Source organism: Hanstruepera neustonica (assembly GCF_002895005.1).
GTDB lineage: Bacteria > Bacteroidota > Bacteroidia > Flavobacteriales > Flavobacteriaceae > Hanstruepera > Hanstruepera neustonica.
The window spans coordinates 740,383-754,358 of sequence record NZ_POWF01000001.1; the positions used below are offsets into that span (position 1 = coordinate 740,383).

The window sequence follows — 13,976 nt, forward strand, 5'->3', positions numbered from 1 at the left end:
TTTTGTACGATAATGATTACGTATAAGTACGTATAGGATGTGAGTTTGAAAATGATTAGATTTGGGAATAAAAGCCATTGTGTTTATCTAGTAGTTGTGGCAATTAAAAGAATAAATGAGTGCATACCGAGTCATAGACCGAATTCAGATTGAACCACATATATTATTCATCAGGATTGAGCCAACTGATTTTAAATTAACACTTAGAGATGTTTTTGAATCATTGTCTGACAAGGCTTGGATTAGCGATTTTGATAAAAAGTACATACAAGATTATTTTCAAGTCAGAGCAGACGAAACAATCAATTATATAGCGGCCAACATAATTAAACAATCAGATGATAAAATCACAAGTGATACAGGTGAACTTGTAGTTTCTGAATTATCTAGATTAGCAGTAATAAATGAATTGAAATATTTAGACATCCCACTAGCAGAGATTATAAAGAGTAAGGCGGTTGGAAATGATGGGTTTGATTTTTTCTCCAAGAACTTGGATAAAGTAATCTTGTTCGGTGAGGCCAAATTTAAATCAAATCAAAATGCATATGGTTCAGCTTTTGAACAAATTGAAAGGTTTGAAAGGATAAAACAAGATGTGTCTGACATTAAAGAAATAAAGGAATTCTGTTGTGAAGATTCACTTAATAATCACTCGGATGGAAAAAAAGGATTTATAGCATCCTTTGCTAGTAAGTTGACATCAACAATAAATATTGTAAACGGAATTAAAAGAAACACTCATTACAATATTCTCAAAAAACATCAAGAAATAATCTGTATTGCAGTTAACGTATGAATAATGCAATAAGAAAAATAATTAATAACGAGAATATTGGAGATTTGGTCTCTTTTGTCTTGGACCGAATTTATAAGAATGGGCCCGTGTCTACAACTGACATGGAAATTCTTTCATATTTAAAACTTTATAAACTTGAAGAATTCAAAGTTCATCAGGAAAGAGTTTTAAACTACATGGGAGTATTTTACAAAGATGTTGAGCCTCAATCACTAAAGGAAGTTTTATTCCGGCAGTATAGAATGCATATTATTGAAAATTTTCAGCATACATATACACCTGTACAAGCCAGTATAATTAGTGAAATTGAATCGAATAAATGTTTTAGTTTTTCAGCACCAACGAGTACAGGGAAGTCATATGTTTTTATGAATCTTATTCAGGAAAGTACAAATGATATTGTCATTGTAGTACCTTCTAGAGCACTTATTAATGAGTACTATCACAAACTCAATAATCTAATTGATAATAAGGCTGTTAACATTTTAACATTTATTGACAAAATTAATACCAAGCATACAGAACGGAGTATATTCATAGTTACACCAGAAAGATGCAGAGAGTTGTTTAAATTTAAAGAGCAATATCGAGTAAACACATTTCTATTTGATGAAGCCCAATTGAGTAATGAAGACTCAAAACGAGGGTTATATTTTGACAGTATCGTAAGAAGGGCTCAAAAAGCATTTCCGGACGCAAAATTTGTCTTTGCACATCCATTTGTTGCAAATCCTGATTCTCAAATAAAGAAGAATCACTTTCAATTAGATTCATCAAAGTCAATACAGTTCAAGCAAAAGAATGTAGGACAATTATATCTCTGTTCAGATGATGATTGGAATTTCTATCATTTCGGCATTGAAAAGTCAATAATGGGTAATAATAAAGAAAAATGCAACTTTGACCCAATTGAAAGAACAATAAGAAGTAATGGTTCTGTGCTTTTTTATGTTTCTAAAAGCAAGATATACAATAAAGGGTTCCTTAATCAATTTGACAGATATATCAACTTATGTACTGAAATTGAGGGTGAAAAAATCGATTCCTACATTGACCAATTAAAAGAATATACAGGTGGAGACACGATAGCAAATAAAAATTATTACTCTCAATTATTAGCTTTGCTAAAAAGGGGTATAGTAATACACCATGGATCCTTGCCTCTTCAAACAAGGTTGATTCTTGAAAAGTTTACTCAAGACGGTCTATGCAAAATTTGCTTTGCAACATCAACATTGGAACAAGGAGTAAATATGCCGTTTGATATTGTTTTCCTAGATAGATTAGAAAGAAGCAAACCTCTATCAGTAAAAAATCTTATTGGGCGTGCAGGAAGATCAACCACTTTGAATGAATTTGATTTTGGCTACGTCATTATAAATTCACCCTCAAAAATGGCCGCATTTAGAAGTGTTATTGAACAAGATGAGATATTGGATGAAGAATCTTCTCTTGAAAAGTCTGAACTGAAAGATGATGATTACAACGATTTTAAAGAGGCAATATTAAATGACACTTACTCTGATGAATTCAACTTATCTGAAAAAGACATAGAGAAACTAACATCTGAATCAACGGAAGAAGTAATTAGAAAAATTCTTGATACAGTTTTTGATAATAATCAAATCGTATCCTTGAGTACGTTAAACCAAGACTTGAGAAATAGGTTGGAACTCTACTCCTATTTTCGATTATTGTATGCTATCTATTTAAATCGACCACTAGGTGATGGAGAAGGTAATGTGTTGGATACAGCAATTAAAATTATGCTTTGGAAAGTCCACGGGAAGACTTTTAAAAACATTTGTTGGTTTCGTTACTCGCATGCAAGCAAAACCAATGAGAGAGCGAACATAGAGAGGCTTGGAAGAAATACCAGCCAAATAACAGCAAACTTCATCACAGGCTACCACCCTATTCCAGATAAAAACCATAATGTCTACAGTCTTTTTCCACAAGGGACAAGAGCAATAGATGTGGATTATGATCTCATAATGACAGATACATATGACTTTATCGACAAGCTAATTAGTTTCAAATTAACAGATGTTTTTTATACTTCATTTATAAAATATTATCAAAAAGCAGATGACCCACGTGCTGAAAAGATTGCCAAGTTTATTAAATATGGGACTGATAATGAAAGACATATTTGGATGCTACGGTACGGAATGTCATTTGAGGACATTGAAAAATTAGAAAAACATATCCTTTCCATTAATGCTGAGGAAATCATTTTTAAAAAGTCAATTTTTGAAGTATCTAAAGAAGAAAGAGAATCAATTGAAAGATTTATTAGAATACAAAATGAATAATAAACTGCAACAAAAATAGATGCAAAGCATAGTGAGGTTGTGTTTTCGTAAGCCACTACATTTTATTTATCAAACCCTTGTAAACACCGACTTTAAAAACACATACCCAAAGCCTAAAAACAACATCAGGTGAAAGGGGAAGAGTCCAAAATCACCAGAGCCTACCACAAAAGCCGAGTACATACCAAAGGCAAAGTAGCCCATAAGCAGGCCTTCTAAAACCACTTGAAATGAGACCGTGTTTTTAAGGTATTTGTTGTTTTTAAGGTATTTGTTGTTTTTATAAGAATCTTGCACCGTATTGATATTGAATTTAGGCGTCCGTATAAACTCGCTACGCTTACCTAAATGGCCTTCCAGAACCGCTATGGTATTGTGCAAGGAAAAGCCCATAGCCACCGAGAAAAAGGTGAAGAACATCCCTATGTATTTTATGAAATCCTTCAGCGTGTTTCCATAGATACGCCGGTAGACTACCCAATAGCAGGCAAAGAAAATCATGGAACTTAACACGAAAACACTCATAACACTGAAATAGGGTTTGAGGCTTGGGTGCTGGTTTTTGATATATAGTATGGGGATGCTCAATATGGCCACAATCAGCACATTTAAAAATAGGGTGCTGTTGAGCAAGTGAAATAGACTATGTATTTTGGTTTTTGGGGATAGCTGTTTGCTTTTTAATACATTGAATATGGTTTTTTGGAAGTTTTCGGCACCGCCTTTGTTCCATCGGAACTGTTGCGATTTGGCTGCACTGATGGCTACAGGCAGTTCGGCTGGTGTTTCAACATGTTCCAAGTATTTGAATTTCCAGTTCTTTAATTGGGCGCGGTAGCTTAAGTCCAGATCTTCGGTGAGGGTATCGGCTTGCCAATTGCCGGCATCCAGAATGCAGGTCTTTCGCCAGACGCCTGCGGTTCCGTTGAAGTTTATAAAGTGCCCTTGGCTGTTTCGGCCGGTTTGTTCCAAGGTGAAATGAGCATCCAATGCAAAGGCCTGCACTTTGGTGAGCAGGGAGTAATCGCGATTGAGGTGTCCCCAACGGGTTTGTACCACACCAATTTGGCTATTCTTAAAATAGGGAATGGTCTGTTGTAGCCAGTTGGGTTTGGGTAGGAAATCGGCATCAAAAATGGCGATGAATTCACCTTTAGCGGTTTTCAAACCTTCCTTGAGTGCGCCAGCTTTAAACCCGTTACGGTTGGAGCGTGTGATGTGTTTTATATCCAAACCGGTTGCCTGTAATTGTTTAACCAGTTGCCTAGTGGTTTCCAAGGATTCGTCGGTGGAGTCGTCCAGTACCTGTATTTCCAGTTTTTCTTTTGGATATGCTATTTGAGCGATGTTGTTGAGCAGACGCTCCATGACATAGAGCTCGTTGTACACTGGTAGTTGGATGGTGACTAATGGCACTTCGTTAGGATTGGCTAAATCGAATTGTGGTGCTTGGTCTGTTTTTTTGGAAGCTCGTAAATAATTGGTGAGCAGGTTTAGCTGTGCCAAGGCATAGGCAAAAATGACTAAAATAGCCAAGGTGTAAATGCTTATGACGATGCCTTCCCAAATCATTTTGTGAATCCGTATTTAAAAATCCAACCCAATATTTTAATACCTGCCATAACAGCCCCTTTCACCGTGCCTGATACTTTGGACACGCCAATTCGGTTGCGGTAGCGCACTGGAATTTCGGTATAGGTTAGCTTGTGTTTTAGGGCTTTTAATTGCATTTCTACCGTCCAGCCATAGGTTTTGTCTACCATGTTTAAAGCCAACAGCTTGTCGTACTTAATGGCTCGGAAAGGGCCCAAGTCGGTATAGGTTGCTCCAAACAGGATGCGCATGAGGGTTGTTGCTAACCAATTGCCAAAAATCTGCGGGCCTGTCATAGAACCCTTTTCTCGTAGTCGTTTGTTGCGCGCACCTATTACAAAATCGATGTTGTTTTCGGTGATGGGTTGGATGAGTTTGGTGAGTTCTTGGGGATAATCGGAGTAATCGCCATCCAAAAACACCACAATGTCTGGTTGGGAGGGTTGCTTTGCTAGATAATCCATACCTTTTAAACAGGCATGGCCATAGCCTTTTTGTGGTTCTGTTAAAACCGTAGCACCAGCTCGTTTGGCGTTGATCTCTGTATTATCGGTAGAGCCGTTGCTGACTACAATCACTTCATGCACAGTATCAGGAATATCCTTAATGACCTGTGTGATGGCGTCGGCTTCATTGAATGCCGGAATGATGACAGAAATACTGGGCATGAAAATTTTTTGCTGATGCAAAAATACGATTGTTTAGGCTTTCGTGCTATTCGCCAGACTGATTTTGTATCTCCATTTGACGATATTCTTCTTGTTGGGCTGGTACAATGTGCTTATCGAAATACCAAGACGACCATTTTTCCAACGTTAGGAAGATACCCACACCCAAAACTGCGGTAATGATGGTTACCAAAATGATGTTTTTGCGTTTGCGTTTCGGGTCAATGGAACATTGATTTTGCTTTTTGCGATAGAGGTAAATACCATAGATACCAATGAGTACGGCAGCACCACGAAGTATCCAAGAGCCCACACCAACGGAACCATCTTCGGCGTAAAAGAAATCGGCAAAGGAAATGGCATAGATACCACCCATGAGGCCAAACATAAACAGCACTGCTGGTGCGACACAGCAAATAATGCCTGCGATTCCAGCCGATGCGGCGAACTTCAATGCCCATTTGAATATATTGGGTTCTTTTTCTTGGGTTTGATTGATACTGTTGCTCATATTCCGTTTTTGGTTTTAGTCGTGCAATTTCTAAAACCTTATGGATTCTGGCTTAATTTATAATAATTTTAAGACTTAATTGGCGCTGTCCATGATTTTAAAGTCCTTGATCGCCTGATTGGGTTCAATGATGTTGTAGCCTTTCCAGAATTCAGGGTCGTATTTTGGAAGGTAGGTTGGTGTGACATCGGGTACTTCGTTAAAGGCATTGAAATCGGCATCAGTAATTGGGTCAGATTCAAAAACAATGAGTTCGCGTTTGTCAATATTCTTGACGATAAAGTGAATATCACCAGTCACTTCGTTTTGTTTGCGTCGGCCTTTAACGTGTTTGTTTTTTTCGATAATCTTGATGGGTCTTTTAATACCCACACGCTGACCAAAAGAAGCATCCGCATACTTTAAGGTATATTTGTCATTATCATTTTTTTGGTAGATGATGGTGCCTTCCTTTAAATATTCGTTTAAGGAAATACCCAACAACCCAAACTTACGTAATGGCTTGACGTTTTTATAATCGACACGTACCACGGCAAAATCTTGTGTATTGACATACATTATGCCTTCAAAATCGGCTCCACGCTTTGGCTTGAAACTGATAGTGTAAACAAACTCGTTGTTAAGGTAGGCGAAATCGTGTAGTTCGAAGTCATATTTTCTGGACTTTTCCAGAAAGTTGAGATCGGTATCTTCGGCCAAGAAGCCGTCGTTTTCAAAATTGTGAATGGTGTGTTTGCGCCATTTTAGGAAGTTTTCCTTGCGTTTTGCTTCCTGCTCTTGTTTTTGAGCAATGAATTCAGCCGTTTCTTCATCCACTTTTTCCTCTTCAAAAAAGGTAGAGTCTATTTCTTCTTTCGTACCAAACCAACCCGATTTGATTTTGAAATAGGAGTCGCGTTTCACATGTTTTTTGATAATCTGGTTAAAACGGTCTTCATAGTTTTCAAAGGTGACTTCGTTTTTCTTGTCGTATAAACGTGAGGCCTTTAGGATATCCATTTTTTGTGGCTGCCCGCTTTCGATTTTACCATATAATTCGCCCAGTATTTCGGTGTGATTGTCGGTGTTTCTTGGAATGGCCGACACAACACTATCCATAAAGGCCTGGTTGAATTCTGGGATGGTTGATTTTTTGATATTGACATCTGTTTTGAGCATTTCGGTGTAATAGGATTCGCGGTAGAATAGCTTACGTTTGGTATAGCCAAAATCGTAATTGGTTTCAAGCCCTTCCTTGACACGTTCCAAAATCTCATCGATGGTGTAGTTTTTATTGGTCAGGAAGACTTCGCTTAAGTCAATGGCCTTTGTTTGCAACTGAATGATACTATCGGTAAAGGTTTTGATGGCAATGCGCTTTTCTTCATAGCCCAAGCAGTTGATGAACAGGGAATCGGATTCTGTGATTTTTTTGTCAATGGTAATATTAAAATCGCCATTATCGTTGGAGATAACCCCTGTACGGTCGTCTATGGCAATGGTTGCAAAGGGAATGGGTTTTTGGGTTGTGGAATCTATCAATTTAGCAGAAACGCTGTGTTGTGAAAATGTGGCTGTTGTTACAAGTACTGTAACGATTAAAGCCATGCTGGTTAGTTTCATCTGTTTGTTTATTTTGATTTCGAAAGTATTCTTTTAAAAAGGATTGATAATCACTTTTAAAAGTTTCTTAAGTCAATTTTATCTTATATTTAACAGACGAGCGAACCAGGGGTTTTGTTACTTGGCAATATGCTTTTTGTAATAGCTGTAGAGCTCCTCTGCGGAAGCACCGAACCATTTTTTAACGTAGATAGCCCAAAAATGGTATTGCAATTTCCAGACACCGTGTTTTTCATAAAGCCTTGCCGATGTTATCAGTTTTTCGTTGATGACAACGAATTCCTTTCTGGCGTAAAGTTCGTTAATCAAGATATTGTCTTCATATATAATATAAGATTCATCATAGCCGCCAATTTCTTCAAACAAAGCTTTGGTAATAAACTGACTTTGGTCGCCACCTCTGCAGGCACGCCATGAGAATTGTGTGAGCCAGCTTGCCAAACGTAACCACCAATGGTTGCTGTCAAACTGTAATCGGAAGCAACCTGCTTGATGACCATTAGTAACCTGATTAATGATGAGCTGGTCAAAGTTTTTAGGTGGAAATGAATCGGCGTGCAGGAAATAGAGAATGTTTCCAGATGCGTGTTTGGCACCCAGATTCATTTGCTTGGCGCGCCCTTTTGGGGCGTTTAATAGCGTAATTTTACTTTTGAATGTATTCGATAGACTTGTATTAGGTCTCGACTTGCTTTGCAAGGTATCTTCGTTCAAAATATATTTTGAACTCGATAATGCTCGACCTGACAGGAAGTTTTCAACTTTTTCTAGCGTTCCGTCTGTGCTGCCGCCATCTACTAGGGTGATTTCGGATATGTTTTCTACTGAAGTATTGGTGTTTAGGAGATTTAATAATGGGATGATGTTGTCAGCTTCATTAAGTATGGGAATAATTATGGAGAGTTGGTTTTTCATTTGGTAAAAGTTGAAGCAACCTATTCTTTGTTAGAGATTACCACGTCACTTCGTTCCTCGTAATGACAGGATAAACTGTGCTTTATATATGGATTAGCTCCGCTGAATCTTCGATTTCCTGCCTACGCAGGAATGACAAAGTAAGTTAGTCATTTAAATCCCAATTGTATTCCAGATAACTGATTTTGGCATCATCAGAAATGGGCACTGCTGAATATTGGTTGAGAAAATCAATCAGCGAACCCTGTTGTTTAAAATCTTTGGTAAACCATTTAAAGATTTTAGATAGCTCCAATTGATTGCTCCTTATAATGTTCTTGGAATTATCATTTACAAAGGTCTTTGTAGCATTGGTTAGTTGCTCTTCCAATTTATTGGTAACATAAGCTTCATTAAGCAACTTTGGACAGGATTCCGAAGCGCAAACAATGGCAAAATGTATACGTGGTTCGTCCATTTTGCGTAAGATATCATGTTCAATTTGGTTTAAGGAAAGCATCTGGCCATTGAATGAATAATACTTTTGATCCCAAGGGTCTTTGATGTCCTTAATACTTTTTACTGGGTAGTTCCGAAGGATTAAATCAATGGTCAAGGCGTTGTAAGCGTTTATCCAGTAAGCTAAAGTTTCGTTTTTGGACCAGTTTTTATTTGGAGTATTATTGTTTAGTTGCTGGATGTAGGCCTTCAATTCAGTATCATCCGCCAATATGTTTTTATAATCCACTTGCCCAGTTATGGATACGTGTTTTTGTAGGAAGCTTGTCCATAGATTATGATCCATCGATTGTGCTTTGGTGGATACTACAGAAACCAAAAGAAAGCAAGTAATTAAAAACAAATTTCGAATCATCATATTCATTTATCCATTGAGTTCAATAATTATTCCAAATGGAATAAGCCCTTAAAGTTGTTTAATCAATTTTTTGAAAAGCGTTATCATTTGTGGTTCTGCCTTTCCAGCCATTTCTATGATTTCTGTGATGTCAACCGGCTGTAAGTTGTCAGGGTCACATTCGTCAGTCAACACCGAAACTGCAGCAGCCTTTAAACCTAAATGGTTGGCCACAATAATTTCAGGTACGGTACTCATGCCTACGGCATCGGCACCAATGATCTTTAACATGCGGTATTCGGCCTTGGTTTCTAATTGAGGTCCAACAACCGATGCATACACGCCTTTATGAAGCGTGATGCCATGTTCCTTGGCGATGGATTCAAATTTGGAATTGATTATAGTGTCATAGGGTTCGCTCATATCGGTGAAGCGTTCGCCTAAAAATTCCACACCTTTAAAAGCCAAAGGCGAGCTGCCTTGAAGATTGATATGGTCTGTAATGAGCATCAGTTCTCCTTTTTTAAAGTTCAGGTTGATGGCGCCAGAGGCATTGGAAACCAAAAGTGTTTTGATGCCCAGTTTTTCCATAATCCGAACCGGATAGGTCACATCTTGCAGTGTATAACCTTCATATACATGGAAGCGTCCTTGCATGATGACGGCTTTTTTACCTTCAATAATTCCGTAAATGAGTTTACCTTTATGGAATTCGACGGTAGCAGTTGGAAAGTTTGGGATATGGTTGTAGCTCACTTCATGAAGGATTTCGACTTCTTCCAATAGTTTTCCCAATCCTGTTCCTAGGATGATGCCAATTTCAGGGTTTTCAAAGCCTTTACTTTGTAAATATTCGGTTGTTTCCGTTATGAATTTTATCATGTAAATATATCTTATAAATGGATGAATTTTTTAAATCTTCCAAGGTGTCAATATCATTAAGCGTTTCTAACAAACCTACTGAAATAGATTGAGATTCTAACACGTTCATCGTTTCTTCGAAAACTCTTGATGTACTCCAAGGCATGTTTTTGAAAAGGTTTTCATGAAGCTGTTTCATGCCAACCAGATAATAGCCGCCATCTTCAGCAGGACCAAAAACGGTATCGGACGTTTTCAATACTTCAAAGGATTTGTTTATGAGTTCTTCTGATATATCAGGCAAATCCGAGCCTATGAGTACGATGTTTTGATAGCCTTTTTCAAAACCATCTTTAAAGGCGTTTTTCATGCGTTCGCCTAAATCATGCCCTTGTTGAATGGTTTTGAAATCATGGTGCCATCCTGTTTTTTCATTGGTATCTGAAAAATAGATGTGTTTGTCAATAGCTATCTGATTAGTGGCTTGCTCTGTTTTAGATACGAGCATTTTATAAACTTCAAAAGCGGCATCGTTACCTATGTCTTTTGCCAGGCGCGTTTTTACCTTGCCCAACACGCTGTTTTTTACAAACACAATCAGTAACTCCTTACTCATAGACGCAGTCTCCTTTTTTTAGCCACTTACTCCATTCTTTTGAAAACCCGTGAACTTTGGTGGTTTCACCATTATCATCAAAAACGGTGTAATCAGCATTTTTCCATTCGAAGATGCCTCCATATAGATTATAGACCTGTTTATATCCCGCCTTTTGAAGTTTTTCCGCAATATCTTCCGAACGAATACCCAATGAGCAATACACCACAATGGTTTGGTTTTTATCAGGTATTTTGGTCTGTACTTGCTCCAAATCGAAATTATTATAACCCACGTACATAGCGTTATTTATGTGGCTCACTTCAAATTCTGGGCGTTCTCGAGCGTCCAATATTACTGCTTGTGTTTTCGGCATGGCTAGTTCCTGAACACTTATATAAGGCACCGCATTGGTGTTGTGTTTTTTTAGCAATTCAGACAACGACTCTTGGGAATAGCCAGTAACTATACCAAAGACGATTAGGACCATATTTAGGATATGTCGTTTCATCAGGTAACACTTCCTTGACAGCTACTACCAGCACCAGCGGTACAGCCATAACAGTGCTGCGAAATGACAATATTTCTACCTTCAAGAAGGGATTCGTTGAATTCAGAAATGTGTTTGGCCTGACTGTTTACGGGTAATTGTAGCATTTGGTTAAAATCACAATCATATAAGAATCCGTCCCAGCTTACCGATAAGGTATTGGTACACATGACGTTTTTGACAGCTTCAGGGTTATATGCTTCAACCAGTGCGTACATATAATCTTCATAATTTTCGGATGCAATTAAGTAATCCAAAAATCGACTGACGGGTAAATTGGTTAGTGCAAACAAATTATGAAAATGAATCCCGAAATCATCCAATAACGATTTTTTAAAATCTTTTTCCAATGCTGCTTGATTCCCTGGCAGAAAGGCGCCAGAGGGATTGTAAACTAAATCTAAGCGCAAGTCACTTTCAGGCATACCATAACCTATGGCATTCAAAACTTGAAGTGCCTGGATAGATTTGTCGAAAACACCATCACCACGTTGCTTATCGGTTTTGCCTTTAGTCCAATGTGGCATGGAGCTCACGACATGGATATTATGTTTTTTGAAAAATTCTGGTAAATCATGATATTTTTTATTAGCTCTAATGATGGTCAAATTGGAGCGCACAATAAAATCCTTAATGCCTGCCTTGGCTGCTTCTTCCACAAACCATCGGAAATTGGGATTCATTTCTGGAGCACCACCCGTTAAATCTAATGAATGAGCTTTGGTTTGTTTTATCACATCCAAGCATTGTAGCATGGTTTCTTTGGTCATAATTTCCTTCCGATCAGGTCCAGCATCTACATGGCAATGCGCACAAACTTGATTGCACATGTAACCTACATTAATTTGAAGGATTTCCAGCTTCCTGGCTTTCAATGGAAATTGTTGGCTTTCGGCCAGCTTGTTTTTGAATTTAGGCAATTCATCGGCTTCAAAAATACCATTGGATAAAATTTCCAGTTGTCGGTTACTTTCGGCTAATTCACTATTTCTTTTATGGAGGGATTGGAGCATTTATAAATCCAGTTTATTGACTTTATTCATCATTTGGACACCATGAACCAACGAGGCGCCTCCACGAATGGCACCAGCTACATGTAGTGCTTCCATCATTTCGGCTTTGGTAATGCCACGTTGTAATCCATCGCCCGTGTAGGCATCGATACAATATGGACATTGAATAGTATGGGCAACTGCCAGCGCAATCAGGGACTTTTCCCGTTCGGTTAAATGGCCTTCCTTAAAAACAGCATTGTAATAATCGAAGAATTTAGAGCCCAATTCCTCATTCCAATCAGATATTTTTCCAAATTTTTTAAGATCGGCTGGGTCGTAATAGGTTTTTTGCATGGTTTATTTTTTTGAAAATGGAATATACGGTTTTAAGTCGAAGCTATGAATTAAAGATTACAGAAAATATGAAGTTTCAATTCTTGAAAAAACGAAAAATGGTATATTGCAAATAATATAAACTATTGTTATGGATTACTTTCATATAGCCACTGTTCTGGTGGTCATATCGGCTATTTTTGGTTATGTTAATGTGCGGTTTTTAAAGCTGCCAAATACGATAGGACTCATGCTGATAACCATTGTTTTTACCTTGGCAGTTTTTGCTTTGAGCGCCGTAGATACAACCTTACTTAATGCAGAACGCTACATTATTACCCAAATAGATTTTAAGGAAATCCTTCTGGATGTCATGTTGAGTTTTATGCTGTTTGCGGGAGCCTTGCATACCAATTTCGAGCAGTTACGGGTGCAACGTTGGCCAGTTTTAGTTTTTGCTACAATAGGAGTTTTGACATCCACTTTTTTGGTTGGCTATGGTATGTATTTTTTATTGCCAATTTTTGGATTGCCAGTAGAATTGGTTTATTGTCTCTTGTTTGGTGCTTTGATTTCACCTACTGATCCCATTGCTGTTTTGGGTATTCTAAAAAATGTAGGTGCTCCTAAAAAGTTGGAGACTAAAATTGTTGGGGAGTCCTTATTTAACGATGGTGTGGGCGTTGTCGTATTTCTGACCATTTTTAAAATAGCCCAATTGGGCAGTGGCGAAATTCAAGTGTCTGAAATTCTTGAGCTCTTTGTCGTTGAGGTTATTGGCGGTATTGCATTGGGACTGGCTGTTGGATGGGTTACCTATCGTTTAATGAGATCTATTGATGATTATGATATTGAAGTTATTATAACATTAGCTGCTGTTATGGGAGGAACTGTTGTTGCTCAATTATATCACTTATCGGCACCATTAGCTATGGTAACGGCTGGATTGGTTATTGGAAACGATACGGTAAGAAATTCAGCCATGTCAGAAATAACCGAAAGTTATGTGGATAAATTTTGGGAACTGGTCGATATTTTGTTGAACACCATTTTGTTCGTGTTGATAGGTATGGAGATTTTGGTTTTAACCTTTGAAACCAATTATATGTTTGCGGGACTTGTAGCTATTCCTATTGTGTTAATTTGTCGCTATTTGTCGTTATTGTTACCTGTTAAGTTTTTTGAAAAGGGTCTGGACTTTGCTCCAAAAACGAATCTTATTATGACCTGGGGCGGATTACGCGGTGGGATATCCATTGCCTTGGCTCTAGGATTGACACTGGATATGCACCGGGACTTATTTTTAGTTGTTACCTATATCATTGTTATATTTTCCATTTTAGTTCAAGGTTTATCTTTGGGTAATTTGGTCAAGCGATTTACACCAACCATTAATTAAAAATT

General features: G+C 37.8%; 14 protein-coding genes. 3 read left to right on the forward strand and 11 right to left on the reverse strand.

What is annotated here, in order from left to right; genetic code table 11:
• Positions 1-115: 115 nt before the first annotated feature.
• Positions 116-799 (forward strand): hypothetical protein, encoded by a 684-nt coding sequence (locus C1T31_RS03315; RefSeq protein WP_103051027.1) that lies wholly within the window; start codon positions 116-118, stop codon positions 797-799.
• A 44-nt stretch (positions 800-843) separates the two neighbouring features.
• Complete coding sequence (locus tag C1T31_RS03320) at positions 844-3,114, forward strand: DEAD/DEAH box helicase (RefSeq protein ID WP_243398887.1); 2,271 nt, start codon at positions 844-846, stop codon at positions 3,112-3,114.
• 69 nt (positions 3,115-3,183) lie between these two features.
• Here the strand turns inward: C1T31_RS03320 and C1T31_RS03325 are convergent, their stop codons facing one another.
• The 11 genes from C1T31_RS03325 to C1T31_RS03375 all read right to left on the reverse strand — a co-directional run bounded on the left by C1T31_RS03325 (position 3,184) and on the right by C1T31_RS03375 (position 12,593).
• Positions 3,184-4,686, reverse strand: coding sequence for a cellulose synthase family protein (locus C1T31_RS03325; protein ID WP_103051029.1), 1,503 nt, complete (start codon positions 4,684-4,686; stop codon positions 3,184-3,186).
• Positions 4,683-5,375 carry a glycosyltransferase family 2 protein gene (locus C1T31_RS03330; RefSeq protein ID WP_103051030.1) on the reverse strand — a complete coding sequence of 231 codons (693 nt, stop codon included), beginning with the start codon at positions 5,373-5,375 and terminating at the stop codon, positions 4,683-4,685. The genes C1T31_RS03325 and C1T31_RS03330 overlap by 4 nt, the downstream gene beginning before the upstream one ends.
• A gap of 46 nt (positions 5,376-5,421) precedes the next feature.
• Entirely contained in the window at positions 5,422-5,886 is a 465-nt protein-coding gene (locus tag C1T31_RS03335) for a hypothetical protein (protein WP_103051031.1), read from the reverse strand.
• Between the two features lie 75 nt (positions 5,887-5,961).
• Positions 5,962-7,488, reverse strand: a complete 1,527-nt coding sequence (locus tag C1T31_RS03340; RefSeq protein ID WP_103051032.1) for a carboxypeptidase-like regulatory domain-containing protein — start codon at positions 7,486-7,488, stop codon at positions 5,962-5,964.
• Positions 7,489-7,605: 117 nt separating this feature from the next.
• On the reverse strand, positions 7,606-8,403 hold the full coding sequence (locus C1T31_RS03345; RefSeq protein ID WP_103051033.1) for a TIGR04283 family arsenosugar biosynthesis glycosyltransferase: 798 nt from the start codon (positions 8,401-8,403) through the stop codon (positions 7,606-7,608).
• 145 nt (positions 8,404-8,548) lie between these two features.
• Positions 8,549-9,187 (reverse strand): DUF547 domain-containing protein, encoded by a 639-nt coding sequence (locus C1T31_RS03350; RefSeq protein ID WP_243398888.1) that lies wholly within the window; start codon positions 9,185-9,187, stop codon positions 8,549-8,551.
• Between the two features lie 120 nt (positions 9,188-9,307).
• Entirely contained in the window at positions 9,308-10,120 is an 813-nt protein-coding gene (locus tag C1T31_RS03355) for a purine-nucleoside phosphorylase (RefSeq protein ID WP_103051034.1), read from the reverse strand.
• Complete coding sequence (locus C1T31_RS03360; protein WP_103051035.1) at positions 10,077-10,715, reverse strand: TIGR04282 family arsenosugar biosynthesis glycosyltransferase; 639 nt, start codon at positions 10,713-10,715, stop codon at positions 10,077-10,079. Before C1T31_RS03360 ends, C1T31_RS03355 begins: the two co-directional genes overlap by 44 nt.
• On the reverse strand, positions 10,708-11,184 hold the full coding sequence (locus C1T31_RS03365; protein WP_243398889.1) for a rhodanese-like domain-containing protein: 477 nt from the start codon (positions 11,182-11,184) through the stop codon (positions 10,708-10,710). Before C1T31_RS03365 ends, C1T31_RS03360 begins: the two co-directional genes overlap by 8 nt.
• A 20-nt stretch (positions 11,185-11,204) precedes the next feature.
• Positions 11,205-12,257 carry an arsenosugar biosynthesis radical SAM (seleno)protein ArsS gene (gene arsS, locus C1T31_RS03370; RefSeq protein WP_103051037.1) on the reverse strand — a complete coding sequence of 351 codons (1,053 nt, stop codon included), beginning with the start codon at positions 12,255-12,257 and terminating at the stop codon, positions 11,205-11,207.
• Positions 12,258-12,593, reverse strand: coding sequence for an arsenosugar biosynthesis-associated peroxidase-like protein (locus C1T31_RS03375; protein WP_103051038.1), 336 nt, complete (start codon positions 12,591-12,593; stop codon positions 12,258-12,260).
• Between the two features lie 130 nt (positions 12,594-12,723).
• On the opposite strand from C1T31_RS03375, the gene C1T31_RS03380 reads away from it, so the two are divergent.
• A complete protein-coding gene (locus tag C1T31_RS03380) occupies positions 12,724-13,971 on the forward strand; it encodes a cation:proton antiporter (protein WP_103051039.1) in 1,248 nt (415 codons plus the stop codon).
• The last annotated feature ends 5 nt before the right edge of the window (positions 13,972-13,976 follow it).

Bases quoted from the DNA above. Each gene is read 5' to 3' on its own strand.
- C1T31_RS03315 (WP_103051027.1), top strand. From the start codon at position 116: ATGAGTGCATACCGAGTCATAGACCGAATTCAGATTGAACCACATATA.
- C1T31_RS03325 (WP_103051029.1), bottom strand. From the start codon at position 4,686: ATGATTTGGGAAGGCATCGTCATAAGCATTTACACCTTGGCTATTTTA.
- C1T31_RS03330 (WP_103051030.1), bottom strand. From the start codon at position 5,375: ATGCCCAGTATTTCTGTCATCATTCCGGCATTCAATGAAGCCGACGCC.
- C1T31_RS03335 (WP_103051031.1), bottom strand. From the start codon at position 5,886: ATGAGCAACAGTATCAATCAAACCCAAGAAAAAGAACCCAATATATTC.
- C1T31_RS03340 (WP_103051032.1), bottom strand. From the start codon at position 7,488: ATGAAACTAACCAGCATGGCTTTAATCGTTACAGTACTTGTAACAACA.
- C1T31_RS03345 (WP_103051033.1), bottom strand. From the start codon at position 8,403: ATGAAAAACCAACTCTCCATAATTATTCCCATACTTAATGAAGCTGAC.
- C1T31_RS03350 (WP_243398888.1), bottom strand. From the start codon at position 9,187: ATGGATCATAATCTATGGACAAGCTTCCTACAAAAACACGTATCCATA.
- C1T31_RS03355 (WP_103051034.1), bottom strand. From the start codon at position 10,120: ATGATAAAATTCATAACGGAAACAACCGAATATTTACAAAGTAAAGGC.
- C1T31_RS03360 (WP_103051035.1), bottom strand. From the start codon at position 10,715: ATGAGTAAGGAGTTACTGATTGTGTTTGTAAAAAACAGCGTGTTGGGC.
- C1T31_RS03365 (WP_243398889.1), bottom strand. From the start codon at position 11,184: ATGGTCCTAATCGTCTTTGGTATAGTTACTGGCTATTCCCAAGAGTCG.
- arsS (WP_103051037.1), bottom strand. From the start codon at position 12,257: ATGCTCCAATCCCTCCATAAAAGAAATAGTGAATTAGCCGAAAGTAAC.
- C1T31_RS03375 (WP_103051038.1), bottom strand. From the start codon at position 12,593: ATGCAAAAAACCTATTACGACCCAGCCGATCTTAAAAAATTTGGAAAA.
- C1T31_RS03380 (WP_103051039.1), top strand. From the start codon at position 12,724: ATGGATTACTTTCATATAGCCACTGTTCTGGTGGTCATATCGGCTATT.